Genomic DNA, 25,503 nt, shown 5'->3' with positions numbered 1-25,503 from the left:
CGGTAACTGGATCGCACGTATACACGGTCGGCCGATCGGGAGATCGGGACCACTGACACAGGCGTCTCGCTACACAGACGTGTAGGGAGGTTCGGTTCGAGTCCGAGCGTCAGCGTAAAGGCGGCCAGAGCGGTGGGGGAACACCCGTACCCATTCCGAACACGGAAGTTAAGCCCACCAGCGTACCGGGAAGTACTGGAGTGAGCGATCCTCTGGGAACCGCGGTTCGCCGCCTGCCCACTCATAGGGGCGATTGCCCCACACATCACGCCCGCAACCCATCCGGTTTGCGGCCGTCTTCAATATCTTCCCGAGCGGCGGCCACGGCCTCGCTCGTGACCGCTAGGCTTAAACGCTCGACTGCGGTACTTTCGATCAGCGCCAAGGTGGCAGAGTCTGGTCAGACGCAGCGGCCTGCAGAGCCGCCCAACGCCGGTTCAAATCCGGCCCTTGGCTTTCATTTTCATCACGAACGACGAGTCGGACAGCGACGGGTATCGGCACCGTCGCGTTCACCCGTAACACTCCGGCCTCAACATCGCGGCTTCGGTGACCGCCGCTGGTTCGCGGTGGACGGTCGAGCGACGATCGTCGCCGGTGACACTCGCTGGGCTACCGCAACCCGAACGTATAGAGCGCTCGGTGTCGTTTCCGGCTCACGTGGACGACTCGACTCTCGCCGGGCGCATCGACTTCTCGGAGGGGCACCGCGGACGGCCCGTCGGCCACGGTATCGACCGGAGAGCCGCGGCGCCCGTCGTCGGGGTGTGACGTGAGCGACGACGCCTCGTACGACCTCGACGCGGGACCGGACCCGGCGGACTACGCGGCGGCGACGCCCGAACCCGCGTGCGCGGACGACGATGGACGCGTGGTGCACGCCGTCGGTGTCGGTCCGGGGAATCCGGAGCACCTCGTTCCGCGGGCGGAGCGAGCGATCCGGGCGGCCGACGTCGTCGTCGGCTTCGAGACGGTCGTCGACCTCGTCCGTGATCGCACGGACGCCGACTGCGTGGCCTGCGGCTACCGCGACGAGGCGACCGCGCTGGCGACGTTCGCCGAACGGGTCGCGGACGGGGAGCGGGGGACAGCGGTGTTGATGGGCGATCCGAACCACTCGGGCTATCAGTTCGTCGGCAAGGTCGAACGCGCGCTCGACGAGGCGACCGGCGGTTCGGTCGCCTTCCGCGTCGTCCCGGGGATCTCTTCGCTTCAGGTCGCGGCGAGCCGGGGCCGGACGCCCATGGAGGACGCGACCTTCGTCACGCTCCACAAGAGCGGCGACCTCGGCGACGACCTCGCTCGGCTTCGGCGTGACGCGGGCCAGCGGCACCTGCTCGTCCTCCCGCGTCCGTTCGACTGGATGCCCGGCGATATCGCTCGCGACCTGCTCGATCACGGCTGCGAGCGGTCGGACGTCGCGCTCGTCTGCGAGCGGCTCACCCGCGACGACGAGGCGATCACGCGGACGACCGTCGGTGAGCTCGCGCGCCACGCCGGCGGCACCGCGCGGTCGGACACGCCGTTCTCGGACCTGTCCGTACTGGTCGTCCGCCGGTAGGGCCGAGGCAGAGCGGTGGCGAGGTTCGGCCGTCCCGACGGAGCGGCTTAGTAACCGTTATACACGGGGTGACCCATGCTGAAACCATGCAACGACGCGCTGTGGCCGTGTACGTCGCGCTCTTCGTGCTGATCGCGGGCGGAGCGGGTGTTCTCACCGCGACGGCCGATAGCCCGGAGATCGGCTTCGAAAACCCCGACTTCGAAGTCTCGACGGGTGACCCGGTCGAAGTCGGCGGAGAGGAGTACGTCGTCGCCGAGATCACCGAGGTCGAGGAGGGAGGCGGCGGTGGTCACGGTGGCGGTGGCGGCGGGACCTCTATCGTCGGGACGCTCGAGCGCAACGTCACGGTGGAACAGTCGGAGGCCTGGGCGAACGAGTCGACGGTTCAGGTCGGCGACCGGGAGTGGCGCGTGGAGACCGAGGGGAACGACTCGAATAGCTTCACGCTCGTCGAGGTGCTCGACCGACAGGCGATCCTCGAGGATGACCCCCAAGCGGACAACGAGACGGTCGAGCGCGACGACGGCGAGTACGTCGTCGTCACCGAGGACGGCGAGTCGACGCTCGTCCCGGCCGAGGAGTACTTCCCGGCACCCGAGGAGCGCTCGTACGCCGCGGGTGACTCCCTCGAGTACGGCGGCAACACCGTGACCGTCGACGAGGTCACGGCGGACCAGGCGGTGCTCGTCTGGGAGACGACGGAGACCGAGAGCATCGAAGTCACCCAGCACGCGACTGTCACTATCGGTGAGACCGACTTCGTCGCGCACTTCCCCGACGCCTCGACGATGCAGCTGTCGAGCGACATGGAGGAGTACGAGTCGCAGGTCGCACAGATCGACCAGTTCCAGCAGTACAACAGCGGGCTGACGCGGGTGCTGGTTCTCGCGTTCCTCTCCTCCCTGCTCCTGCTCGGAGCGGCGTTCATCCCCTCGCGGTACTGATCTGAGTTCGCCTGCCGTTCCAATTCCGGTTCTTCTCGCCGATCCTGCTTCTCGCTCCTCCGGCACGATTCTCCGCTTGGCGCTCGCGGACCGCGACGCCACCCGATACGCTCGTATGGCCTGCGCCCGTCGTCCGAGGCATGAGTTCGACCGCAGAGAAGGTCCGACAGCTCCTCCCGCACTGGGCCGCGATGTTCCTCCTCATGATCGCCGTGCTGACGCTCGTCGAACGGGTCGCCGGTGCGCCCGGGCTTCTCCTCTCGGCGGGACTGGTCGTTGCCGTCGCGATCGGCTACCCCTACGTCGTCCGCGCGCTCGGCGTCGCCCCGCCGGTCTGGCAGCGCCCGTGACCGCCCCTCCGTTCGGGCTCCCGCGTTACTCGTCGACCGCGTCGCGGAGCGTGGCCATCACTCCCGCCCGGTAGACGCTCACGCCGACGCCTAGGGCGAAGGCGACGACCGCGCTGACGGCGATCCAGAGCGTGTTCGGATGTTCGAGGCCGGAGTGCAGTAGTAGCTCCATGGGTACCGATCCGCCGTTGGCGGGGTAAATCGACCGCTTCGTCGGCGGGAGTCGCGATCGTCACTCGCGATTCGACGGCGATAACACCGATGTCAGGCGATCACCCGGGGGTCCCTTTCGTTTTTATACGCACCCGTCACGTACCACCGGTATGAGCGACGAAAGCGCGGCTCCGGTCACGACGGAGCTTCCGGACGCACCGTTCCACACCAGCGGCACCGATCACATCACGGTCTGGGGAAGCAACGAGGCCGACACGATCGCCTTCTACCGCGACCTGCTCGGGATGCCGCTCGTCCTCCGCCAGCCGAACCTCGACGACCCGTCGCAGACGCACCTGTTCTTCGACACGGGCGACGGGCGCATCCTGACGTTCTTCGTGAGCGACGACCGGCCCTCGGCCCGCGGCCAGCGCGCCGGCACCGGCGCCGTCCACCACCTCTGCTTCAGCGTCGATCCGGACGAGTACGAGGACATCATGGCGGCGTTAGAGGAGGCCGGCAAGGGATACAACGTGTTCGACCGCGGGATCTTCCACTCGATCTACACGCAGGACAACAACGGCCTCGTCATCGAGCTCTCCGCCGACAAGTACGAGATCCCGGACGACCGGAAGGGCGAAGTGCTCGCGACCGCCCAGCGCCTCCGCGAGGAGGACGGCGCCGACTTCGCGAAGGACCGACACATGAAGGCGGCCTTAGAGGAGATCGGCCTCCCGGTGATAAAGCACGACCTGCCCGACGCGGACGCGGGCGTCGGCGTATGAGCGGCCGGACGCCTCACGCGGGAGACGACCCCCACGCCGACGAGGAGCTGGTGACGGCCGGGACCCCCGTCGCGGACGCCGAGGCCGCCGTCGTCCTCGTGCACGGCCGCGGCGCGACCGCGCGGAGCATCGTCGGCTTCGGCAAGGAGGTCGCGGGCGCCGGCGACGTTGCGCTCTCGTCGGCGGCTTCGCCGCCGGCTGTCAGAGAGACCTCCGGTCTCTCACTACTCGCCCCGCAGGCGGCCGCGAACACCTGGTACCCGAACTCCTTCCTCGCGCCCGTCGCGGACAACGAGCCCGGCCGGAGCTCCGGGCTCCGCGCCGTTGCCCGCGCGGTCGAGACGGCGACGGACGCCGGGATCCCGACCGAGCGCGTCCTCGTCGCCGGATTCTCGCAGGGCGCCTGCCTCGCGAGCGAGTTCGTCGCGCGGAACCCGGCTCGATACGGCGGGCTCGCGGTCCTGAGCGGCGGCCTGATCGGCGAGTCGATCGACGTCGACGACTACCGCTCGCACGCGGCGGCCGAGATCGAGGGCGACGTCGCCGCGGCGCTCGGGGGAACCCCGGCGTTCCTCGGCTGCAGTGACGTCGACCCGCACATCCCGGAGGAGCGCGTCCACGAGACGACCGCGGTGTTAGAGGCGCTCGGCGCCGACGTCGACGAGCGGATCTACGAGGGGATGGGCCACGGGATCAACGAGGACGAGACGGAGGCCGTCGCCGCGCTTGTCGCGTCGCTGTCGTGAGATCGAGAGCGCTGTCCGGCCGCGTCGCCGGGGAAAGCCCGGGTCGCGGCCCGGTCTCGCCGCCGGCTCACGCCAGCCAGTCGTCCGGCTTGGTGTCGTAGTCGACCTCGTCGGCCGCGATCCGCTCGCGGATCTCCGGGTCGAGGTCGTGTTCGGTCACCTCGCCGCCGTCGTACTGGAACCGCACGCCGACCTCCTCGCCCTCCGGCTCGGTCCCCCGGCGCTTCGCCCGCCGGATCGCCTCGTCGGAGTACTCGACGCGGATCGTCGCGAGGTTCACGGGGCGCCCCCACAGCTCGAAGACCCGTTTTAGCGTCTCCTTCGCGGATTCCTCGTCGATCGCGACCCCGTTGAACCGGTGACCCAAGAGGAGCTCGCCCCGGTTCCGGAAGTTGCCGTCGAGCACGACGACCGTCGGCTTCCCGAAGTTCGTGAACTGGAGGAGGAGCTTCCGGCGGACGTCGTCGGCGTCGACGCTCGCGACGCGGTGCTCTTCGGCCGCCCGGCTGTACTCGTAGGTGAAGTAGTTCCCCTCGCGGACGAACTCGTCAGTGAGGAACGCGTCGATGAACGTCACGTCGTTGTGGCTCTCGCGCACCTCCAACATCCGGTCCCAACCGGCGGTCCGGTCGACGTCGGCGAGCGCCTCGTCGACCGTCGCGTACCGGTCGACGTCGAACATGTACCGGGCACGCTCCGTCAGCGTCTCCCGCGAGATGTCGCGCAGCGCGCCGCGGTGTTCCGGTCGCGAGAGGACGTAGTGGCGCTCCGCCAGCCCCTCGCGGGTGAGGAGCTTCCACGGGTAGTGCTCGATGTCCGGGCCGGCGTCGGGGTCGAACCCCCCGTCGTCGGTCCGGGCCGAGAGCGCCCGGTCGACCGCTTCGGCGTCGACCCGCGGGTCGCCGTCGGCGGCGAGTTCGGCGAGCTCGTCGAGCGTCGCGGGTCCCGCGCCGGCGATCGCGGGATGGGGTTCGAGCGCCTCGGCGACCTCGTCGAGGTCGATCCGGGCGTGGAAGTTCTCGGCCGTCACCCCCTCGACGCGGAGCAGGCGGTCGATCACGTCGCGGCGGGCGGCCCGCAGCTCTACGTGCGTCCACAACTCGAAGCCGAGCTTGTAGGGGTTGATCCCGGGCGAGCCGAGCACCCGCGCCATGTGGTCGGCGTAGGTGAGGAACTCGTCGGGGCCGGCGAACCCCTCGCCGCCCATCATGACGGACTCCCAGTAGGTCGCCCACCCCTCGTTCATCACTTTCGTCGTCTTCTGGCCCGCGAAGTAGTACGCCTCCTCGCGGATCGCGTCGATGACGGTCGTCTCCCACGGCTCGCGGTCGACCGCCTTCCCGCTCTCGGGGTCGTACCGCTTCCCGTGGTCGCGCAAGAACGCGAGCACGTCCGGGCGCGGCTCCTCCGGCTCGACGCCCTCGCCGTGCGCGTCGAGCCACTCGTCGTCGAACACGTCCCGGCGCACCTCCTCGGAGAGGTCGAGCTCGGCGATCCGCTCTTCGACCGCCGCGAGCGGGTCCTCGTCGGGGTCGTTCACGTCCTCGGCGACGCCCGGATCCTCGACCGACCGGGCGGCATCGACAGGGCTGTGCTGGTCGATCGTGTCCTCGAGCGCGCTCACGGCGTCGACGAGGCGCTCGACCTCGTCGCGGTCGACGTCGGGCCGGTCGGCGATCGCGGCGATCCGGTCCGCGTTGCGCTCCAGCCGCGCCGCGGCGTTCGGCCCGCCCTCGCCGCGGTCGGCGTACAGTCCGAACCAGCCGTTGTTCGCGAAGAAGTCGGCGTGGGCCTCGACGTGCGTGATGACGGCCTTCTGGTCGGCGATCGAGTTCGACTCCTGGAGGAACGCGTGGCTCGGGTCGTCGTTGTTGACGATCTCGAACGCCTTCCCGAGCCCGTGGCGGTCCTTCTTGCGCTGTCGCTCGTAGTTCATCCCCCAGCGCCAGTGCGGGTAGCGCCGCTGGAAGCCGCCGTAGGCGATCAGTTCGTTCATCTCGTCGTGGCCGACCACCCAGTACCGGACCGGGTACGGATCCAGCCCGAGCCGCTTGGCGAGTTCGCGGGCTTCCTCGGCGGGCTCGTCGAGGGAGTCCGCCTCGCGTTTCGCCTCCACGCGCTCGTCTCTCATTAGCGATCACCCCCTCGACCGGCCGCCGCCCCGGGCTCTGCCGTCTCACCCGACGACTCGGTGCTGAGGATTTCGTAGATGGCGTCGGTGACGTCGGCCGGTTCCGACACGCGCGCGACCGCGACGTTGTCGGCGTCGCCGAGGGCGTTCTCCACCTCGTCGGCGTGGCGCGCGTTCGGCGCGGCGCCGCCGGGCTGGGTCTCCACGTACGCGTGGAGGTTGGCGTCGATCGACTCCATCAGCGGGATCACCGAGTCGGTCGTGTCGCTGCCGGAGTTCTCCGAGTCGCCGGCCGCGAACACGTAGCGGTTCCACTCGCTGTACGGGTACTCCTCCAATATCTCCGCGACCAGCTCGTAGGCGCTGGAGATCCGGGTGCCGCCGCCGGACTGGATCCCGAAGAACTCCTCGCGGTCGACCTCCCACGCCTCCGCGTCGTGGACCACGTACCGGAACTCCGCGGCGTCGTACTTCCCCGTCAGGTACCAGTCCATCGGGGTGAACACGCGCTCGACCAGCTCGCGTTTCGTCTCGCGCATCGAGCCCGAGGCGTCCCGCACGTTGACGACGACGACGTTGCGCTCGCGCTTCTCGATCACCTCCGGATGGCGGAACCGCTCGTCCTCCCGCCGGAAGGGGATGCTGTCGAGCCCCTCTCGTCGGATCCGGTGGCTCACCGGCTCGCGGTCGACCTCCTCGTCGAGCGCGTCGAAGCTCTCCCACCGGTCGAGCGCCGCCACGGGCGTCCCGTGCTCCTCGGCGAGGGTCGCGGCGGCGTCGGCGATCCACGCCCGCGAGACGGGGACCCCTCGGTCGCGCGCCCACGCGAAGGCGTCGTCGACGTCGGCGCCGGCGACGAACAGCCCTTCGCGGACGTACTCCTCGTCGAAGTCGGTCGCGAGGTGGCGCTTCAGCCCGCGCTTGAAGAACTCGTCGACGTCGAGGGTGCCGCGCGGCCCGGCGCGCGCGGTGTCGGTGAAGTCACCCTCAACCTCCTCGACGACGCGTTTCCCCTTCGGCTCGAGGTCGAGCCCGAGCTCCTCGTCGAGCTCGCGCGCGAACTCCTCGGGATCCATCTCGTAGTACTCGTGCTCGCCGCCCTCCTCGCCGGGGTCGCCCTCCTCGTCGCCGTCGTCCGGGTCGGGGTCGACCGGCTGGCCGGGCTGCGGCTGGCCGTCTCCGCCCTGCCCGACGCCGCCGGCCTCCCGCTTGTCGTACTCGAACTCGGGGAGGTCGACGATCTTCACCGGGATCTTGACCCGGTCGGGTCCGGACCGCCCGAGATTGCCGTGGCTGATGAACTCCGCGAGGTCCTCGCGGCGCTGCTCGCCGATCTCGCGGAAGCGCTCGCGGTCGTCGCTCAGTCCCACGAGACGTCACCCCCGTTCCCGTCGCCGCGCCCGCCGCGCGGCGGATCGGCGCGGTCCCCCTCGTCGTCGAGGTCCGCCCACTCGTCGCGGGCGTCGCGCATCACGGCGCGGCTGGTCAGCTCGGCCGACGCGGGGCTGTACCCGCGGTCGACGAGCCGGTCGATCGTCGCCGCCTTCACGCGCGCCGTCTCGGTGTCGGCCGGCGGGTCGGCCCACTCTGCCGGGTCGAGCTCCGGGAACCGACGCTTCACGTCGGCGAGGTCGTTCGCGTCGAGCACCTCGCGCAGCTCCGGGATCTCCCCGAGGTCGACGTCGTCGACGCTGAACTCGTCGCCGCGGTTCCGCCACGCGTACCGGGTGAGCGCCCGGATCACGCGCTCGCGGCGGAACTCGGCCACCTGCCGCGTCGGGTCGGTCCCGTAGTAGTCGTCCTCGTCGAACCGACCGAGCGTCTCCGTCTCGAACACCTTCATCGCGAGCGCGTCGGGCTCCTCCGGACCGCGCTCCGACTCCACCGGCTCGTCGGCGTCCCACGCGTACACGTGCTCGACGTACTCGGCCACCGTCTCCTCTGCGACGGTCGCCTCCGCGAGCGCGGCGTCGATCACGTCGGCGCGCTGGCGCTCGCGGACGCGCTCGGCGACCGGGGCCTTCCGGCTCTCGAACTCCGCGACCTCCGACCGGGAGAACAGCGGCGCCTCGGAGAGCCGCTCGGCCATCGCGTCGAGCACGTCTGTCGGTGTGATCACCCGCTCGACCGGGAGCTCCGGGTGACTCCGGTCGGCGTCGGCCCCCAGCAGGTCGGCGACGACGTCGCGGGTGTACGTCACCGGGATCCCGTTGCGGCCGTCGCCGTCGCCGAAGTCGACGTCGTCGATCGCGATCCGATCGTCGTCTCCCGCGCCGGTCTCGCGCCTGATCTCGCCGGTCTCGTACAGCTCCGCCTTCTCGATGAGTCCGAAATCGGCCGGGAGGTCCTCCGTGTCGAGCCGCGTGACGACCGCGTACAGCGCCGCCGCGCCCACGGCGTGGGGCGCGAGCTCGCGCTCGGTGACCGTCCCGTCGTCGTCGCGGACGTCGATCGTCAGGGCCGCGGCGCCGGGCTCGTCGTCCGGATCGCGCTCGGGGTCGCCGGGGCCGTTCCGCTCGCTCTCGTCGTCCGTCCCGTCGTCGACCCCGTCGACGGTCGGCACGCCGCGGGCGCCGGCGACCTCGCGGCGCAGCAGCTCCGCCTCCAGCCGGCGGTTCGTCAGGTAGCGGAACTCGTGGCGGGTGAGCCGCCGCTTCAGCGCCTTCAGGGGGTCGGCCCCCTCGCGCTCGGCGTGGCGGTCGAGCTCGGCGTCGAGGTCCGGGTTCGAGATGACGATCAGCTGGGTGTCCAGATCCATCCCGATCCCCTTGTCGAGCTTCACGCGGCGCTCGTCGGGGACGTTGAGCAGCCGGCGGAGCAGGTCGGCGTGCTGGCTGGCGTCCTCGACGACGGTGGCGACGCCGTTCCCCTGCGAGAGCACGCCGTCGTAGCTGAACGCCTGCGGGTTCTTGCGCCCGCGCGAGTCGAGCTCGCGGAGCATGCCGCCCATCCACGAGCCGACGAGCCGCTCTTTCGGCGTGCCGTCGTCCTCGGCGTGGAGCACGCCGATCCCCTCGCCGACGTCGACGACGTAGCTCGTCACGCGGAGGTGGTCGCGGTCGGTGATCGCCGAGAACAGGTCCCGGCGCCCCTCGTCGCGGTACGCCGACTCCAGGTGGTCGTACGCCTCGCGGCTGAACGGGTCGAGGTCGACGTCGGCGGCGATCGGGTAGGCGTCGTCGTCGACGGCGTCGGCGATCGACTCCCGAACGTCCTCGGGGAACACCGAGAGGGGATGCGCCTGCACCGGGCTGCGGTACCACGCGGAGGCGTCGCCGCCGTCGCCGTACGAGAGCGACGCGGCGCCCGCCCCGCCCCCACCGATCCCGCTCCCGGCGCCGGTGACGTTCCACTCGACGGTGTAGCGGCGCCCGGCCTCGGTCTTCGAGAACTCGCGGAGCCCGTTCACCAGACAGCGCTTGAACTCCGACTTCCCGGTCGCGGTGGGGCCGTCGATCCAGACGATGCTCTCGTCGTTCCCGCGGCCGGCCGCGGCGGCCCGGAGGTCGTCGACGAACGCGTTGAGCGCGGCGGTGTTGCCGAGGACGGCGTGTTCGCCGTCGTTGAACGGGTCGTCGAAGAAGCGGTACCGCTCCCGACGCTCCCCGCGCTCGCGGACCTCGCGGGTGCCCTCGGACTCGATCGCCGCGAGCACGTAGCGCGCGCCGGAGGCGGCGGCGACCGGGTTCTCCAACACGCGGTCGACGTACTCGTCGAGGCTCATCGGCGGGTCGTACGCGCCCCGCAGGGTCTCGTCGGCCGCCCGGACGAACCCCTCGCCGTCGGACCGGTCGGACTCGCTCATCTCAGCCCCCGCCGTCCTCGATCTCCGAGCGGGCGACGGCGGCGCCCGCGTACTCTAACACCTCCGCCGCGCCGTCCTCGGAGTAGCCCCGGTCGACTAAGGCGTCGACCCAGGCGCTGCGCTCCTCGTCGTCGAGGTCGGTCGCGGAGACCAGCGCGGAGAAGTTGATGTTGTGCTTCTTGTCCTCCCACAGCTTGCGCTCTAACGCGCGCCGGAGGCGGTCGTTCTCCTGCGGGTCGAAGCCGCGGCCCTCGCGGGCGCGCCGCGACACCCAGTTCGACACCTCCTGGCGGAAGTCGTCCTTCCGGTCCGAGGGGACGTCGAGCTGCTCTTCGACCGCGCGCATGAACGTCTCGTCGGGCTCCGTCTCGCGGCCGGTGAGCTCGTCGTCGACGGTGTCGTCGTCGATGTACGCCATCACGTGGTCCATGTACTTCTCGCCCTGGCGACGGAGCTCGTCGACGTCGTACGCCAGCGCGTGTCGGACGTCCTCGATGGCGCGCTCGCGGTACTCCTCGCGGACGGTTTCGAGGAGGCGCTCGTACCGATCGAGGTCGTCGGCCGCGATGGAGCCGTGGCCGCCGAGGTTCGCCTCGAAGTGGTCGAAGACGGACAGCGGCGACAGGTATCCGCGCTCGCGGTGGGTGGCGTCCATGATCGCCTCGGCGATCTCGTCGCCGATGAACCGGGCGGAGACGCCGTCCATCCCCTCGCTCACGTCGGCCTCCTCGGCGGCGTCCTCCCGGAGCTTCCGGCGGTCGATCTCCTCGTCCTCTAACTCGCCGTTGTACACCTTCGCCTTGTCGAGGAGGCTCACCGTCTCGTCGGTGGGCTCCTCTAACCGCGTGAGCACGCCGAAGAGGCCGGCCATCTCCAGCGCGTGCGGCTCGACGTGGACGTTCGGCACGTCGGCGTTGGCGAGCATCTTCTCGTAGATCTTCGCCTCGCTGTCGTACTCCAGCACGTACGGGTAGTCGATCCGCTTGGTGCGGTCGTTGAACGCCTCCATCTTCTCGTCGCCGGTCTTCTCGCGGTACTCCGGCATGTTCGTCCGGCCGACGATCACCTGGTCGATGTCGATCCGGGGGTTGTTCTTCGGCTTGATCGTCGACTCCTGGGAGGCGTGGAGGAAGTCGTAGAGGAACTCGCGCTGCAGTTTGAGCAGCTCCTCGCCGGAGAAGAGCCCGCGGTTCGCGTTACAGAACGCGCCGGCGTAGTCGAACGCGCGCGGGTCGGACTCGCCGTAGACGGCGAGCTTCGCGTAGTTGACGTCGCCGGTGAGCTCCGTCTCGTCTTGGTTCTTCTTGTCTTTCGGCTCGAACGTCTCGATGCACTCCCGGCGGTTCTCGTCGGCCACGAGCCGGACGACCTCGACGTGCTCGTCGAGCACGCGCTGTAAGTCGTCGTCGTAGTGCGCGAGCAGCTCGTTTAAATAGAACTCGGAGGCCGGGTCCGGGTGCTGGTCGTTTCGGAGGGTGTAGGGGGCGTCAAGTCGCTCGTTGATCTCGTCGATCACCGCCTCGCGCTGCGGGCGCGGGAGGAGCACGAGCGGGTCCTGATTCATCGGCGAGCGCACCGCGTCGTCGCCCGGGTCCTGGTCGTCGATCACCGAGCAGAGGTTGATCCACCGGAAGGTGTACATCCGGCCGGCCTCCTCGCGGGTGTACGCCTCGAAGTACCGGCGCGTGAGCCAGTCGAAGTGCGACTTGCCGGAGCCGACGGGGCCCAAGAGGAGCTTGATACGCTTCTCGGGGCCGAGCCCGCGGGCGCCGGACTTCACCTTGTTGACGAACTCGTGGATCGCCTCGTGGACCTCGCGGCCGTAGAAGACGTTCTCGCCGTCGTGGAGGGGGTCGTCCGCGGCGAGCGCGTACTCGACGACCCCGCGCTCCTCGTCGTACCGCGTGCCGTAGTGGTCGAACATGTCGGCGACGCGCTGGTGGGCGTTCCGCGCGATGCGCGGCTCCTCGTACACCGCGTCGAGGTACCAGTCGAACGAGCGGGGCTCCCGGAGGTCGTCCGGGACGTTCGTCCGGTACTCCTCGCTGAGCCGTTCGAGCGTGTGTCGTTCTGTCATCGTATCACGTCTCTCGGACGGGCGAGGGTCCTCGACGGCCGGACCGCGTTCGACGGCGGCGCGGCTCTCCGTGCCGGTACGACGGCTCATCGAGCCGCGAACGCCGCTGTCGTCGAGGGGGACCCGCCGCGGGTCGCCGTTTCGCCCGTAACCGAGGCTATATGTATGGGAGGGATTCTCACTGATAAGTGTGTCGGCAGTTCACACGTGACACGTGACCGCGGATCTCCCTGCTCTCTGCGGGTTTCGTCGGTTCGAACGGCCGGTATCGGAGTGTAGCGGGAATAAAACGAGGGTGTGAGCGATCGGCCGTCGAATCGGAGCCGTTGACGGCGGGGACCGGAAACGTCGACCTTAGGGTGAGAGCTTCTGCCGCGCGCCCCCTTGCTCCTAGCGTGACGTTCGGTATCTGCGTTCGCGAGCGGTGCACCGACGGCGACGGCTAATCATCCGATATTCGACAAAAATCTTTAGACCAACCACCCTGTATCGTCTCCTGCGCTGCCTAGTCGCGTGACCCCTCAGGTCACGTACCTTCGATCGCTTAGCACCCGCTTTCACAGGTGCGTGACGAGAATCAGTACGAGGAGGATCACTCCTCTACCGACCTCGAACTTGATTTCGAGGCTAATAGTTGCCTCAGGCTCCGTTCACGCTGCCTAGCCGCGCACGGAACCTAAACGAATGACAGCCGATTCTCATTCATAAGTGTGTCGCCAGTTCACACGGGTCATTTTGCGACCGACCCGTCGACGGCGGGAACCGGAAACGTCGCCCCCGGCACGGGGGCTTTTGCCGGTCGCCCTCCCACGACCGGTGTGACGTTCAGCATCTGCGTTCGCGAGCGGTACACCGACGACGACGGCGACGACCAAGTCCGCTACGGCGTGGCGGTGACCACCCGGCTGCCGGGGGTGGGCACGCTGTGTCCGTTCGCGTCGGCGGACGGCGCGGTGGCGACCCAGTCGCTCGTCAACGTCGAACTCGGGCGGAAGGGGATCGAGTACCTCGGGGACGGGCTCGCGGTCGACGACGCGCTGGAGGCGCTTTTAAATGCCGACGAGGGGAAGCCGCAGCGCCAGCTCCACGGCGTTGACGCCGACGAGACCTTCGCGTTCTCGGGCGACGAGTGCAACGACTGGTACGGCCACGTCGTCGGCGAGAACTACACCGTCGCCGGCAACCTCCTGACGGGCGAGGACGTGATAGACGACACCGCAGCCGCCTACGAGTCCGCCGCCCACGGTGACGCCCCGCTCGCGGAGCGGCTGATCGACGCGCTCGCGGCCGGCCACGCCGCCGGCGGCGACAAGCGCGAGGATCTGGAGGTCCAGTCCGCGGCGCTTCTCGTCCGGAACACGGAGGAAGAGGTCGACGACCCGTACTACAACGACCTCCGCGTCGACGCGAGCGAGACGCCGGTGGCCGACCTCCGCGAGACGTACGAGACGGCGAAGCGCGGCTACGAGACGGTGTTAGAGAAGTACGCCGACGAGATGGACGAGGGCGCCGACGCTGAGGCCGACGACGAGTAGATCTCGACGTTACAGCGACAGCCGCGTCAGGATCGGCAGGTGATCGGACGGGTACCGGCCGCGGTCGTCGCGGTCGGTCAGCGTGGCGAACGCCTCGACGTCGAACTCGGACGAGACGAGCGCGTGGTCGATCCGCCGGCCGTCGATCAGCCGCGAGAAGTCGGTGAGGCTGGTGCGCGGGCCGTGTCTGAGGTCGGCGGCCGCGGCCGCGTCGCGGAGCCGGAGCGGGTCGTCGTCCGCGTTCCTCGGGCTCCCGGAGTCCCCCTCCGGATCGTCGCCGAGGAGGATCCGATGCGGGTCCGAGCCCGGCGTGCAGTTCAGATCGCCGACGAGCGCGACCGGGGCCGACCCGGCGGAGTCGCTCGCGCCCGCGCTCGCCAGTTCGGGGAGTCGCTCGCGGAGCAACCGCGCGGCTCCCCGCCGGGCGTCCGCGCTGACGTGGTCGAAGTGCGTGTTGACGACGAGCAGTTCCGCGGGCGCGTCCGCGTCGCCGTCGACGGCCCGGACTCGCGCCCACGTCGCGATCCGCGGGTGGGCGGCGTCCCAGCCGACCGACTGTCGGTCGGGCGTCTCTGAGAGCCAGAACGTGTCGTCGTCGACGACCTCCCAGCGGTCGGCGCGGATCGCGATCGGGCACCCCTCCCCTTTGCCGTCCCTCCCTCGCCCCCGCCCGACGAATTCGTACGCCGGGAGCCGCTCGCGGAGGTCCCGGCGCTGCTCGGGGAGCGGCTCCTGGAACGCGGCGACGTCCGGGCGGTGGAAGCGGACGAGCCTCCCCACCGCGTCCCGGCGGTCGTGCCAGGCGTCGTGGTGGTCGCCCCGGTTGGCGTAGCGGACGTTGTAGCTCAGCACCCGAAGCGCGGTCATTACGGTGTGCGTCGCGGGCGAGCCGATTAAATGACGCGGAGCGATCGCGAGTTCGACTAGTACGATATCAGCGGGTATCGTGGCGGCGTTCCAGTCGGTCGTTTATAAGTAATTGCCTATGGCTCCGCGGTGAACACTTCCAAAGCCCCAGCCGGGAGGACCGCGCACGCTCGCTTCGCTCACTCCCTGCGGTGTCGCCGGCGGCTCCGCCGCCGGCTGCCCGTGGCGCTACGCGCCACGCTGCTTACGTCGTCATCAGAACGCAAAGCGTTCTGATTGGCTCACGAGAGCTTTGCTCTCGTGAACGCCTGCGCGGTCCTCCCGGCTGCCCCTTTGAGTCCCATCCCGACCACAACCGCACCGCACCTCTCACCTCCCCAGCCTCGTCGGTGGTCCTCCGCGTTGCTTCGGACCACCGACTCCCTCGCACGCGCTCCTCACGGCCGTTTAAAAACGGCCGCTCGGAGGCGCGCGCCACTGCACCGTTTGTTTATAAACAAACTCCCGCTCGCGCCCGCTTACGCCGAGAACTCGTACAGCTCGTCGCCGACGTGGTGGATGGAGTTGACGACCTTCCCGCTGTCCCCGACCATCTCGTCGCCGTCGACCAGCGCGCGGCCGACCGCGAGGACCTTCTCGTGGGTCTCCTCGGCGACCACGACGAGGTCGCCCTCGCGGATCTCCGGGTCGGCCTCGACGATGCCGGGCCGCATCACGTCGGCGCCGTCGGAGACGAACGAGATCGCGCCCGCGTCGACCGTGACGATCCCGGTCTCCGGCTCGTAGTCGTTCGCGCCGCGGACGGTGAGGAACGGCTCGTCGTCGTCGACGTAGAAGACGGCCGGCTCGCCGTCGACCAGGACGAGCTCGTAGTTCGCGTCCACGAACTCGACGAACTCGAACGTGTCGCCGTCGATGTCGACGCCGAGGTGGTCGGCGACCGCCTCGCGGATCGCCGCGATGTCGTCGCTCCGGAGGTGGTGTCGCGATTTCACTTCCATGGGCGTCACTCGACCGCTCGGCCGATAAATGGTCCGTTCCGCGGCGTGGCGCGCCCTCCACTCCCCCGACACGGGGGCTCTCACGCGGTTGGACCGATCAAAACGGCCTTAAGCCACCTCTTCATATCGGTTCGTATGCTCAACCCGCTCATTGCGAACGTCGCGAACATGCCCGCGATCGTTCTCGGGGTGATCGTGACGCTGCTCGTCGTCTTCGTCAGTAGCCTGAAGGGGACGGGGTGGGAGCCCACGACCGATATCTCGGACGAAGTGCTCGAACGCCGCGCGTCGGCGGTGCCCGAGACCGACTTCCCCGAACCCGGGAATCGCGCCATCGGCGGCGGCGGTGGCGGCGGCGCGATCCCCGCCGGCGGCGGCGAGGGAGGGGAAGGCGAGCTCGAGGACGGCAGCGCGGCCAGCTCGGGTCCGGGCGACATCCCCGAGGACGAGGTCGAGTACTTCGAGGTCGAGTTCGTCAAGCAGGGCGAGACGGTCGAGCTCTCGAACGACCAGCCCATCCTCGAACAGGGCGAGGACGAGGGGTGGGACCTCCCGTACGCCTGCCGCCAGGGCCAGTGCGTCTCCTGTGCCGGCCGCATCGCGGACGGCCCCTCGGAGGATTTCGTCGAGCACGACAACCAGCAGATGCTCGAGGAGGCCGAGATCGACGACGGCTACACCCTGACCTGCGTCGCGTACCCCCGCGACTCGTTCAGCATCGAGACGGGCGAGGCGCCGTAGTCCGGCCGGCCGACCCGCGATCGCCGTTCCGACCTTTTCCTTATCTCTCCTCGCCCGCTCCGCCTCTCCCTCTCACACCCCCCTCACTCTCGCTTCGCTCCTCTCCTCCCCCTCGCTTCGCTCCGCCGCTCCCGCCCGCTCGCGACACCCTTTTTCGCGTCTCGGCCGAACGAACGGTATGTCTTTCACCACGGTCCTCGGCGGCGGCGCCGTCGCGCTCCTCGCCGCCCTCGCGGCGGCGTTCGTCTACCGGGACGCCGCGCGCGTCGGGGTCGACCTCGGCTCCCCGCCGCTGTGGGCTGCCCTCGTCGTCGCCACGTCCGGCGCCGGTCTGATCACCGCCCTGCTCGTTCCCGACGCGCCGCTCCCGGGCGTGCTCGTGTTGGTCGCGCTCGGGCCGCTCCTCTACCTCCTCGAACGCGACGACTCCATGCACGGCGACGACCCCGCCGACCCGACTCGCCTCCCGAGCGAGTCGGAGCGGGCGGACGACTCCGAGGAGTAACCGTCGGGCAACCGAACGTCGTTTCGTCACCTCGGTCCCGCGGGATCGACGGTGACACAGTTCGTTTCGTTTCTTCAGGCTGCTCGGAAACCGCAAGCTTCCATAGGCTCGGGTGCCAACGGTTGGTAATGAGCGACGAGAGCCTCGCGGACCGAGTCGAGGAGTGGATGGTCGGACAGATGCCGATCATCCAGATGCACGGCGGCACGAGCGTCGTGCGCGAGGCGGACCCCGAGACCGGCGAGGTCGTCGTCGAGCTCGGCGGCACCTGTTCCGGCTGCGGCATCTCGAACATCACGGCCGACAACATCCGCCGCGACCTGATCATGGACTTCGAGGAGGTGGACAACGTTACCGTCCGGACCGCCTCCTCCGGCGACCAGGGCGCCTCCACCGTCGAGGGCGGCCGCGGCGGCGAGCTGAAACACGAGACCGAGTCCGCGAACCACTTCTGAAGCCGTCGGTTCGATCAGGGCGTCGTTCCCGTCCGACTCCCCCGTTTCTGCTCTCGTTCCGACGCGCCGTCTCGTTTATAACGCGTTCTCCAGCGCGGCGGCGACGCTCCGCGCCTTCTCCGCCAGCGGCTCCGGCACCGCGCCGGTCGCCTCCGCCTCCCGCAACTCGTCGTCGTCGAGGCGCTCGACCTGACCGTCCGGGCGCTTCACGACGTCGACGTGTAGGTCCACGTAGCGGGCGGCGTCCGGGAACACCTCGACCGGGGTGCAGACGTTGACGTAGGTGCCGCGCACCGTCCCGTCGCGGCCGCGGTAGGTGGTCGGGTACCACCACCGGCCCTCCTTCAGGCTCGTCTCGGCGACGTCGCCCGCCTCCCGCGGCGTGCCGAGCCCGTCGTAGGTGCCGCCGCCGGTCATCTCGCGCTCGACGGTGACCGAGCCGTCGGCGTCGACCGCCGTGACCGTCCCCTCGCCGAGCGTGATCAGCCGGCCGTCGGGCTTCCCGTGTTCGAGCCGGAGCGCGTCGCCCTCGCTCGGCCCGAACGCGTCCGTCACGACCCCGAACGGGAACGCGGCGTCCGGGTCGGGGTCGCAGAGCGCCTCCGCGAGGTCGACGCCGGCGGAGGCGTCCGCCGACTCCGCTTTCACCCGGTGGTGGCCCGGCATCGTCGCCGTCGCCTCGCGGCGCCGGTCGTCGAGCGCGAACCGGCTCTCGCGGCCGAACCAGACCCAGACGCCGTCGTTCGGCGACGCGACGGGCTCGTCGCGGACGAGCGTCGGGTCGTCGAGGACGCCGATTCCGCCGGCCGCGTCGACCGCGTCGTCGAGCCCCTCGGCCGCCGCCACGGCGCGCTCCAGTCCGGCCTCCAGCGCCTCGGTCCCGGCGTCGACCGCGGGCGGTTTCCACACCGCCCGCCACCCGTCCGGCGGCTCTAACCCCAGCAGGTCGAGCATTCCCGAGAGCTCCCGGGCCGCCTCGTCGTTCCGGACGTCGACCCGCGTCCCCGATCCCGGCTCGAGCGCGACGAGCCCGCCACCGGCGCGCAGCGACCCGTCCAGCTCCGGGCGGCGGTCCGTCCACGGCGCCGCGGACTCGTCGACCCGCACCCGGACGGCGTCCCCCGTCTCCACGCGATCGTCGACGCTCCCGTACGGGAGGTACCCCTCGGCGGTGTCGCCGCTCGCCGCCTCGGCGTCGCTCCCCGCGTCGCCGACGCGGAGCCGCACCACCGCCCCGCCGCCGAGCGTCTCGGTCACCTCGCCGTCGAGGACGGTCCCGGGCGGCGTCGGGTCGCTCCACGCCAGCGCGTCGAGGCCGACGCCGCGGAGGCGATCGCGGAGCGACGCCACCGCCTCGGGGTCGCCGTGGACCCCGATGCCCTGCCGGTCGGCCGTCGTCTCGACCCGCGCGTCCGGGGGTGTGTTCCCGAACTCCGCGTCGAAGCGCCGCCGGATCGGCGGCGACGCGTCGACGACCTCGTGGCCCGCGTCGAGCAGGAGCCGCGTCAGCGCCGTGGTGTAAATCCCCCGGACGCGGACGGCCGCGGTCACAGTTCTTCCGGGTCGCGCGCGAAGCGCACCCGGTCGTGGACCGTCTCGCCGAGCGAGAGCTCGACGAGGACGGGCCGCTCGGTCCCGTCGTCGCGTTCGGTCGACCGCAACACCCGCCCGCCCTCGACCGGGACGCCCCACCCGTCGAGCGAGAGGTACCCGCGGAGGTCGCTCCCGTGAGTGAACACGTCGACGTCGGCGGTCGGATGCTCCTCGATCTCGGCCGCGCTGTGGGCCAGTTCCATGTCGGAGTAGTACGGGCCGTCGGCGGCGAAGAACTCTCGCAGGCGGTCAGCGTCCTCGGCGACCAGCTCGGCGACGCGATCGGAGGCGGCCGCGACCGCGTCGTCGTCGAGCCCCGCCTCCCGGAGCGCTCGCTGGATCCGTCGGTCGAAGTGCATACCGCTTCCTTCGGGCGCCGTGGTTTCAACTCCATCGGCTCGACGCGGCGGGCGCGTCCCGTTCGCGGGCGTCCGCCGACCGCGTCTCGTCCGGCAACGGCTTAAGTCGCGCCGGTCCGAACCGAGCCGTATGCCATCACGGTCGGACCCGGTCAAGTCGCGCGCCGACGACGACCGCGACCTCTACGACGTCGCCACGTGGGAGGAGCGCACCTCCCTCGACGGGCTCTCCGTCGCGCTGTACTGGCTCATCACCCGATCGGCGAAGGCGCTGGTCGTGCTCGTCGCCTTCCTCGGGCTCCTCGCCATCCTCGGGTCGTTCGGCCTCGGCCTCGTCTTCGATCCCGCAGTCGCGATGCTCGTCGGTCTCTCGGCGATCCCGGCGTTCGGGCTCGCCGCGTACGTGTACGTCTCCGACGTCACGACCGCGGAGCCGCTCTCCCTGCTCGTGGCGACGTTCCTGCTGTCGATCCTCACGGCGACGTTCGCCGCGCTGCTCAACAGCTACGCGCAGCCCCTCTTTTCTCCGCTCGGGTTCCCCGGGCTCGTCCTCTTTTTCTTCGTGTTCGTCGGCCCGATCGAGGAGTCGGTGAAGCTGCTCGCGGTCCGGCTGTACGCGTACACGGACGACCGGTTCGACGCCGTCGTCGACGGCGCGGTGTACGGGGCGATCGCCGGCCTCGGCTTCGCCGTCATCGAGAACCTCGTGTACATCGCCCAGAACGTCGAGATGTCGGAGCTGACGCTCGGGATCGCCGTCCTCGGCGCGGGCGACGGGATCACGGCGCTGCGCGCGCTCGCGGGCCCGGGCCACGTCGTCTACTCGGCGTTCGCGGGCTACTACCTGGGCCTCGCGAAGTTCAACCCCGAGAACCGCGGCCCGATCGTCGTGAAGGGGCTCGTCATGGCCGCCGCGATCCACGGGCTGTACAACACCCTCGTCGGCCCGGTCACCTCGGTGGTCCCGGCGCTCACGCCCCTGCCGCGGCTCCCGACGCTGTTCCTCTTCGTCCTCCTGTTCCAGGGCGCGTTCGGCTACGTCCTCCTCCGGAAGATCTGGCGTTACCGGGACGCGTACGTGGAAACGCGTGACGCGGTCGACTCCGACGTCGAGCCGGAGCTCACGGAGTTCGAGGATTGACCCCGTGCGAGTTTAAAAATCGGTCACTCCGGCGGCGACTCCGCCCGCGACCGGTCGCCCGTGCCGCCGGTGAGCGCGCTCGCGAGCGCCCCCTTCACGACGACCTCGTCGCCCAAGTCGGTGAGCCTGACCTCCGGGACGTTGATGAACACCATGTCTGAGAGCTTCTCGCGGACGGGATCGATCACCCGCTCGGGGTTGTTGAGCGCGACCGCGCCGCCGACGCTCACCACGAGCGGGGCGTACGCGTGGATCACGTTGGCGACGCCCATGGCGTTCCAGTGGGCGACCTGGTCGATCACGTGGTCGGCGAAGACGTCCTCACCGGCCGCCTCGAACACGTCGACCGCGGAGAAGTCGGGGTCCTCGATCGGAAGCGCCGTCTCGACCGGGTCCTCCGCGTGGAGCTCCCGGGCGTACTTCGGGATGTTGTTGCCGGAGCAGTACCCCTCCCAGTGGCCGTCGTGGCCGCACCCGCAGGTCATGAAGCCGTGCGGGTCGACGGTCATGTGGCCGACCTCGCCGGCGTTGCCGTCCCACCCCGAGAGCACGTTGCCGTCGACGGCGACCCCCGCGCCGATCCCCGAGGAGATCGTGAGGTACACCATGTCGTCCGGGTTGCGCTCGGAGTGGAACCGCTCGCCGATGACGCCCGCGATGGTGTCGTTGTGGAGGTGGACCTCGTCGGTGTCGAGCAGCTGGGAGACGGGCCCGACGAGCGGGATCCGCTCGACGGTGTCCGGGAGGTTCGCCGGCCCCTGGACGACTCCGGCGGCGAGGTCGAGCGGACCGATCGAGCCGATCCCGGCCGCGACGACCTCCGTCGGGTCGATCTCGGCGTCGGCGCACGCGCCGCGGACGACGCCGAGCACGGCCTCGGTCACGGCGATTCCGTTCGGACCGCGGGGAGTCCCCCGCGTGTCGGAGCCGAGTATGGTCGCCGCGCCGTCGCCGACGACCGCCCGGACGTTCGTCGCCCCGAGGTCGACGCCCACGTAGTACATCGGGTAAAACCGCGAACCGGTATCACTTAAGCGGGACGCTTCCCGAGTCGATTCGCCGCGACCGGCGACGGGAGGGCGCGCCGATCGCTCAGGCGGCGGCGTCCCGCACGAAGGTCACCGGGCACGGCGACGAGAGGATGACCTCCTGCGCGACGCTGCCGAAGACGGCCTTGCCGGTCGGCGACCGGCGCCGGCCTCCGACCACCACGCGGTCGGCTTCGACGGCCGAGGCGACCCCGACGACCTCGTCGGCGTGGTCGCCAACCGCGCCGCGGATCGAGTAGTCGACGCCGGCCTCGTCGAGGGCCTTCGCGAGCGCCCGCGTCGTCGTGTGTCGCTCGGCGACCGCGTCCGGGGTCGATCCCTCGCTCGAATCGTCGACGCCGAGCTTCGAGCGGATGCCGTCGAACTCCTCGTCGGTGAACACGTGGGTCAACACGACCTCCGCGCCCGTGGGCCCGGCGACCGCGATCGCCTCCCGCGCGATCTGTTCGGTTTGCGTCTCGTCTTCGGTTCCGACCGCCAGTAACACCGTTTCTATGCTCATACCTCTACTTCGCGCCCTGTCGGCTTAAGAGTGTCGAAGTTTTAACTCAGTTCTGAATTAACTTTTGTGCGATCGATCCTGAGGGTTCTCGCTCGCGTTCGGGTCGGTCTCGGTCGGGTCGTTCGCGTTCGGGTCGGTCTCGGACGGCTCCCCCGGCGGATCGACGAACAGCGGGTCGCCGGCCGGTCGGCCGTAGTCGACGATCCAGTACCGACCGCGGTAGGCGCCGACGTTCTCCGGCTTGAGCTCGTCGAAGTGGAACCGGTCGCGGTGCGGCGCCAGGGCGGCCCGCACGCGCTCGAGCGCCTCCTCCCGCACGGGCTCGTCCGGGGGCACGTCCGCCCGGGGCATGGCGATCCAGTCCCCGCCGGACCCGTCGTCGAGAACCGGGAGGAACGGGTGCGACTCGACCGCCGACCAGATCCGTCGCTCCCGGCGGTTCTGCGGGCGACCGTCGCCCATCTCGGCCGAGGGACCGTACCGCGCCAGCTTCGCGACGAGAGGGTCGGCATCGGCCGATTCGGACTCGCCCTCGCGAGCTGACCCCGGGATCGCGACGGCGACGCGGCCCGTCCCGATCCCGACGATCTCGGCTCCCGAGTCCGCCCGGGGACCGTCCGCGCTCTCCGCCTCGCCGAGGCCGTCCAGATCCGCGATCAGCCCGTCGAGGACCTCGCGTTCGCCCGGCGCGAGCTCGCGGAAGTAAGTCATCGCCTCGCCGGCCGGCCACGACCACGTCCGGTCCGCGTACTCCCACTCCGTCTCCGCGACGGCGACGCGGTCGAGCGCGGTCCGGCGGGCGTCCCGGAGGCGACGGGCCGCGGCCGACAGCCGGTCGGCGACCGCGGTCGGGATCGGGTCCTGGCGCATTCGGTTCCCCTACCCGGCGGTCCGTCAATAGCCTATCGTCGGTGGGCGGTCGCACCGACTGCCGATCGTTTATGTATCGCGTCCGACTCTTTCGCCCATGTCACGGTGCGTGTACACCGCCGCCGCCGCCGCCATTCCCGGCGATCTCGACGACGACTGGCGTTGCCCGCGAAAGACCGTCGACGGCGGCAACCGCTGCGAGTTTCACGACCCCGAGGCGCTCTCCGAGGGTGAGGCCGCCGCCGAGGTCCTCGACTCCCTCTCCGCGACGCCGGAAGACGACCCGTTCGCGGTCGACCTCGACGAGCGGCGCTTCGCCCGCGAGCGCAAGCGGTTCGTCGGGGCCCGACTCCCGACACTCGACCTCTCGGACGAGCTGATCGAGCGCCGCGACACGCTCCCGCTCGACCTCCGCGGCGCTCGGATCAGAGCGTTCAGCTGTCGCGACGCGCGGATCGAGGCGGATCTCGACCTCGGCGGGTCGCGGATCGAGACCGTCGACGCGACGGAGTGCGTCGTCGACGGTGACTGCCTGCTCCGAGACACAGTTCTCGGCGCGCTGACGCTCGACGACGCGCGCGTCGGCGGACGGCTCGTGCTCACTGACGCGGTCGTGAAGGGCGACGTCGAAGCGACGGAGTGCGTCGTCGACGGACGGTTCGAATTTAAATACGGCGCGGTCGAGGGGCGACTCTACTGTCCGGGTCTCACGCTCCGGGGCGAGCGCCACCACGCGAACACCTCGGAGCTCACGCTCCGGCTCACCGAAGTGCGCTCGCACGTGGTCCTCGAACACCTTCGGAGCCGCGGCGCGCTCCTGTTGAACGACCTCTACGTCGGCGGCGACCTCCGACTCGACGCCGTCGACCTCGACGACTCGCTCTGGCTCGGCGGCGTCGACGACGAGTCGACGACGCTCGGTCCGGTGAACGTGGAGGGGAACCTCTCGGTCCGAAACGGGCGGATCGGCGGCGACGCGGACCTCGCGGAGCCGCGGGACGGTACCCTTCCCGGTCCGGTCGTCGGCGGCTGTCTCGACCTCTCTGGGACCGCGGTCGCGGGCGGACTGAACTGCACGCCGCGGCTCCGCGACAGGACGTCTCCCGTCGACGAGGAGTTCCCGGTCGTGCGACTGCGCGACGTGACCGTCGACGCCGGCTCGCTCTCGCAGCCGACCGCGAGCGATCCCGTCGTGTACGACCTCCGGAACGCCACCCTCGGCGACGTCCGACTCGGGACGAACGGCGGCTCCGTCGACCGCCTCCACCTCGTCGAGACGACGTTCGACGGGTTCGTCTTCGGCCGAAACCGCGACGCCTTCGAGGCGGCCGACTGGCGGATCCACGAGGTCTCGGAGGCGATCAACGGTTCCGGCTACCGCGCCCTCGCGACGGCCTCCTCGGCCGCGGACGCGATGGCGCTCGCGGACGATCTCCTCGCGGCGGTAGCGACGTTCGAGGGCTTCGAAGACGAGCTCGACGCCGACGATCCCGCCGCCGCGGTCACGTCCCTCATCGGGGCTCACACCGACTTCGCCGCGGTCGACCGAGGGTCCGAGTCACTCCGTGAATCCGCTCTGCCGGACCCGTTCGACTCGCGGGAGAGCGGTCGGGTGGGCCTCGTTCGCGGTCTCGCGGCGGCGAACTCGGACTCCGGGTCGACGACGGACTCCACCCCCGACGCCGTCGTCGCTCTCAGCGACCCCGCGGTCCGCGACGTCCTCCGGAGGGCCGCTCCCGACGCGTACCCCGCTGACGACCCCGGAAGCGCGGTCGTCCGAGGGGACCTACAGAGCGCGATCGCCGGCGCCATCGCCGACGTCGACGCGGAGCTCCCGGACGCCGAGACGCTGGTTACCACGTACGTGCTCGCGCGTAACGGTGCGAACCGCGTCGGGGACACCAACGCCGCCTCGCGGTTCTTCCGGAACGAGATGCTCCAGCGCCGCCGCGTCTATCGGGCGGCGGCCCGCGCCGGGAGCCCGCCTCGGGAGCGTCTCGGCGCCGGGTTCGACTACGTCTCAAACCTGCTGTTCGCCCTCAGCTCGGGCTACGGCGAGCGCCCCGGGAGGGTGCTCACGTTCTCCGGCGGCGTCGTGCTCGTCTTCGCGGGGGTGTTCGCCGTGTTGCTCCCTGACCCTCCGTACGGCGGCCTCGTCGGGTACGGACTCCTGAGCCTCGAGTCGTTCGTCGCGCTGATCCTCGGCGGCGGCACGGAGCAGTCCGACCTGGCGGTCCGGCTCGCCGCCACCCTCGAGGGGTTCGTCGGGGCGTTCCTCATCGCGCTGTTCGTCTTCGCGCTGACGCGGTCGCTCGAACGCTGACGGACCC

General features: G+C 70.2%; 23 protein-coding genes, 1 tRNA gene and 1 rRNA gene. 13 read left to right on the top strand and 12 right to left on the bottom strand.

All coding sequences use genetic code 11. The features are described from left to right. The first annotated feature begins 116 nt into the window (after positions 1 to 116). The 5 genes from rrf to Hrr1229_RS06780 all read left to right on the top strand — a co-directional run bounded on the left by rrf (position 117) and on the right by Hrr1229_RS06780 (position 2,858). A 5S ribosomal RNA gene (gene rrf / locus Hrr1229_RS06800) occupies positions 117 to 238 on the top strand. A 142-nt stretch (positions 239 to 380) separates the two neighbouring features. Then, positions 381 to 456 (top strand) — tRNA-Cys (locus Hrr1229_RS06795). 316 nt (positions 457 to 772) lie between these two features. Then, complete coding sequence (locus Hrr1229_RS06790) at positions 773 to 1,561, top strand: cobalt-precorrin-7 (C(5))-methyltransferase (RefSeq protein WP_123113599.1); 789 nt, start codon at positions 773 to 775, stop codon at positions 1,559 to 1,561. A 101-nt stretch (positions 1,562 to 1,662) separates the two neighbouring features. Then, positions 1,663 to 2,508, top strand: a complete 846-nt coding sequence (locus Hrr1229_RS06785) for a hypothetical protein (RefSeq protein ID WP_123114897.1) — start codon at positions 1,663 to 1,665, stop codon at positions 2,506 to 2,508. A gap of 140 nt (positions 2,509 to 2,648) precedes the next feature. Further along, complete coding sequence (locus tag Hrr1229_RS06780) at positions 2,649 to 2,858, top strand: hypothetical protein (RefSeq protein WP_123113600.1); 210 nt, start codon at positions 2,649 to 2,651, stop codon at positions 2,856 to 2,858. A gap of 25 nt (positions 2,859 to 2,883) precedes the next feature. Here the strand turns inward: Hrr1229_RS06780 and Hrr1229_RS06775 are convergent, their stop codons facing one another. Then, the gene (locus tag Hrr1229_RS06775; RefSeq protein ID WP_176329373.1) at positions 2,884 to 3,030 is read right to left on the bottom strand and encodes a hypothetical protein; all 147 of its coding nucleotides are present in this window, start codon (positions 3,028 to 3,030) and stop codon (positions 2,884 to 2,886) included. Between the two features lie 151 nt (positions 3,031 to 3,181). Here Hrr1229_RS06775 and Hrr1229_RS06770 point away from each other — a divergent pair, with 151 nt between their 5' ends. Further along, on the top strand, positions 3,182 to 3,796 hold the full coding sequence (locus Hrr1229_RS06770; protein ID WP_123113601.1) for a VOC family protein: 615 nt from the start codon (positions 3,182 to 3,184) through the stop codon (positions 3,794 to 3,796). Continuing rightward, positions 3,793 to 4,542 (top strand): dienelactone hydrolase family protein, encoded by a 750-nt coding sequence (locus Hrr1229_RS06765; protein ID WP_123113602.1) that lies wholly within the window; start codon positions 3,793 to 3,795, stop codon positions 4,540 to 4,542. Before Hrr1229_RS06770 ends, Hrr1229_RS06765 begins: the two co-directional genes overlap by 4 nt. Positions 4,543 to 4,609: 67 nt before the next feature. Here Hrr1229_RS06765 and Hrr1229_RS06760 read toward each other — a convergent pair whose 3' ends face one another. The 4 genes from Hrr1229_RS06760 to Hrr1229_RS06745 are packed head-to-tail and all read right to left on the bottom strand — an operon-like array spanning position 4,610 to position 12,555. Beyond that, positions 4,610 to 6,673 carry a SpoVR family protein gene (locus tag Hrr1229_RS06760; RefSeq protein WP_123113603.1) on the bottom strand — a complete coding sequence of 688 codons (2,064 nt, stop codon included), beginning with the start codon at positions 6,671 to 6,673 and terminating at the stop codon, positions 4,610 to 4,612. Further along, positions 6,673 to 8,043: a DUF444 family protein gene (locus Hrr1229_RS06755; protein WP_123113604.1), complete on the bottom strand. Its 1,371-nt coding sequence runs from the start codon at positions 8,041 to 8,043 to the stop codon at positions 6,673 to 6,675. Before Hrr1229_RS06755 ends, Hrr1229_RS06760 begins: the two co-directional genes overlap by 1 nt. Further along, complete coding sequence (locus Hrr1229_RS06750) at positions 8,034 to 10,478, bottom strand: kinase anchor protein (RefSeq protein WP_123113605.1); 2,445 nt, start codon at positions 10,476 to 10,478, stop codon at positions 8,034 to 8,036. The genes Hrr1229_RS06755 and Hrr1229_RS06750 overlap by 10 nt, the downstream gene beginning before the upstream one ends. A gap of 1 nt (position 10,479) precedes the next feature. Further along, entirely contained in the window at positions 10,480 to 12,555 is a 2,076-nt protein-coding gene (locus Hrr1229_RS06745) for a serine protein kinase PrkA (RefSeq protein ID WP_123113606.1), read from the bottom strand. 818 nt (positions 12,556 to 13,373) lie between these two features. On the opposite strand from Hrr1229_RS06745, the gene Hrr1229_RS06740 reads away from it, so the two are divergent. Further along, positions 13,374 to 14,090 (top strand): DUF1028 domain-containing protein, encoded by a 717-nt coding sequence (locus Hrr1229_RS06740; RefSeq protein ID WP_123113607.1) that lies wholly within the window; start codon positions 13,374 to 13,376, stop codon positions 14,088 to 14,090. A gap of 9 nt (positions 14,091 to 14,099) precedes the next feature. Here Hrr1229_RS06740 and Hrr1229_RS06735 read toward each other — a convergent pair whose 3' ends face one another. Both Hrr1229_RS06735 and Hrr1229_RS06730 read right to left on the bottom strand, forming a co-directional pair. Continuing rightward, positions 14,100 to 14,957, bottom strand: a complete 858-nt coding sequence (locus Hrr1229_RS06735; protein WP_123113608.1) for an endonuclease/exonuclease/phosphatase family protein — start codon at positions 14,955 to 14,957, stop codon at positions 14,100 to 14,102. A 518-nt stretch (positions 14,958 to 15,475) separates the two neighbouring features. Beyond that, a complete protein-coding gene (locus tag Hrr1229_RS06730; RefSeq protein WP_123113609.1) occupies positions 15,476 to 15,958 on the bottom strand; it encodes an RNA-binding protein in 483 nt (160 codons plus the stop codon). Positions 15,959 to 16,093: 135 nt separating this feature from the next. On the opposite strand from Hrr1229_RS06730, the gene Hrr1229_RS06725 reads away from it, so the two are divergent. The 3 genes from Hrr1229_RS06725 to Hrr1229_RS06715 all read left to right on the top strand — a co-directional run bounded on the left by Hrr1229_RS06725 (position 16,094) and on the right by Hrr1229_RS06715 (position 17,659). Beyond that, positions 16,094 to 16,699 (top strand): 2Fe-2S iron-sulfur cluster-binding protein, encoded by a 606-nt coding sequence (locus Hrr1229_RS06725; RefSeq protein WP_123113610.1) that lies wholly within the window; start codon positions 16,094 to 16,096, stop codon positions 16,697 to 16,699. A gap of 178 nt (positions 16,700 to 16,877) precedes the next feature. Beyond that, positions 16,878 to 17,204 carry a hypothetical protein gene (locus tag Hrr1229_RS06720; protein WP_123113611.1) on the top strand — a complete coding sequence of 109 codons (327 nt, stop codon included), beginning with the start codon at positions 16,878 to 16,880 and terminating at the stop codon, positions 17,202 to 17,204. A gap of 128 nt (positions 17,205 to 17,332) precedes the next feature. Next, complete coding sequence (locus tag Hrr1229_RS06715; RefSeq protein ID WP_123113612.1) at positions 17,333 to 17,659, top strand: NifU family protein; 327 nt, start codon at positions 17,333 to 17,335, stop codon at positions 17,657 to 17,659. 75 nt (positions 17,660 to 17,734) lie between these two features. Here Hrr1229_RS06715 and Hrr1229_RS06710 read toward each other — a convergent pair whose 3' ends face one another. Both Hrr1229_RS06710 and Hrr1229_RS06705 read right to left on the bottom strand, forming a co-directional pair. Then, positions 17,735 to 19,210: a DUF402 domain-containing protein gene (locus tag Hrr1229_RS06710; RefSeq protein WP_123113613.1), complete on the bottom strand. Its 1,476-nt coding sequence runs from the start codon at positions 19,208 to 19,210 to the stop codon at positions 17,735 to 17,737. Further along, positions 19,207 to 19,611 (bottom strand): hypothetical protein, encoded by a 405-nt coding sequence (locus Hrr1229_RS06705; RefSeq protein WP_123113614.1) that lies wholly within the window; start codon positions 19,609 to 19,611, stop codon positions 19,207 to 19,209. The genes Hrr1229_RS06710 and Hrr1229_RS06705 overlap by 4 nt, the downstream gene beginning before the upstream one ends. A 130-nt stretch (positions 19,612 to 19,741) precedes the next feature. Here Hrr1229_RS06705 and Hrr1229_RS06700 point away from each other — a divergent pair, with 130 nt between their 5' ends. After that, positions 19,742 to 20,752: a PrsW family glutamic-type intramembrane protease gene (locus tag Hrr1229_RS06700; protein ID WP_123113615.1), complete on the top strand. Its 1,011-nt coding sequence runs from the start codon at positions 19,742 to 19,744 to the stop codon at positions 20,750 to 20,752. Positions 20,753 to 20,775: 23 nt separating this feature from the next. Here Hrr1229_RS06700 and Hrr1229_RS06695 read toward each other — a convergent pair whose 3' ends face one another. The 3 genes from Hrr1229_RS06695 to Hrr1229_RS06685 form a co-directional block, all read right to left on the bottom strand. Then, a complete protein-coding gene (locus tag Hrr1229_RS06695; RefSeq protein WP_123113616.1) occupies positions 20,776 to 21,756 on the bottom strand; it encodes an ROK family protein in 981 nt (326 codons plus the stop codon). 88 nt (positions 21,757 to 21,844) lie between these two features. Then, positions 21,845 to 22,303, bottom strand: coding sequence for a universal stress protein (locus Hrr1229_RS06690; RefSeq protein ID WP_123113617.1), 459 nt, complete (start codon positions 22,301 to 22,303; stop codon positions 21,845 to 21,847). Between the two features lie 57 nt (positions 22,304 to 22,360). After that, the gene (locus tag Hrr1229_RS06685; protein WP_123113618.1) at positions 22,361 to 23,173 is read right to left on the bottom strand and encodes a hypothetical protein; all 813 of its coding nucleotides are present in this window, start codon (positions 23,171 to 23,173) and stop codon (positions 22,361 to 22,363) included. A 97-nt stretch (positions 23,174 to 23,270) separates the two neighbouring features. Here Hrr1229_RS06685 and Hrr1229_RS06680 point away from each other — a divergent pair, with 97 nt between their 5' ends. Continuing rightward, a complete protein-coding gene (locus tag Hrr1229_RS06680; protein ID WP_123113619.1) occupies positions 23,271 to 25,496 on the top strand; it encodes a hypothetical protein in 2,226 nt (741 codons plus the stop codon). Positions 25,497 to 25,503: the final 7 nt, after the last annotated feature.

This window comes from Halorubrum sp. CBA1229, from assembly GCF_003721435.2.
In the GTDB taxonomy this organism is placed as follows: Archaea; Halobacteriota; Halobacteria; order Halobacteriales; family Haloferacaceae; genus Halorubrum.
Note: the sequence above shows the minus strand (reverse complement) of the source record. Positions and strands in the feature narration are given on the sequence as shown.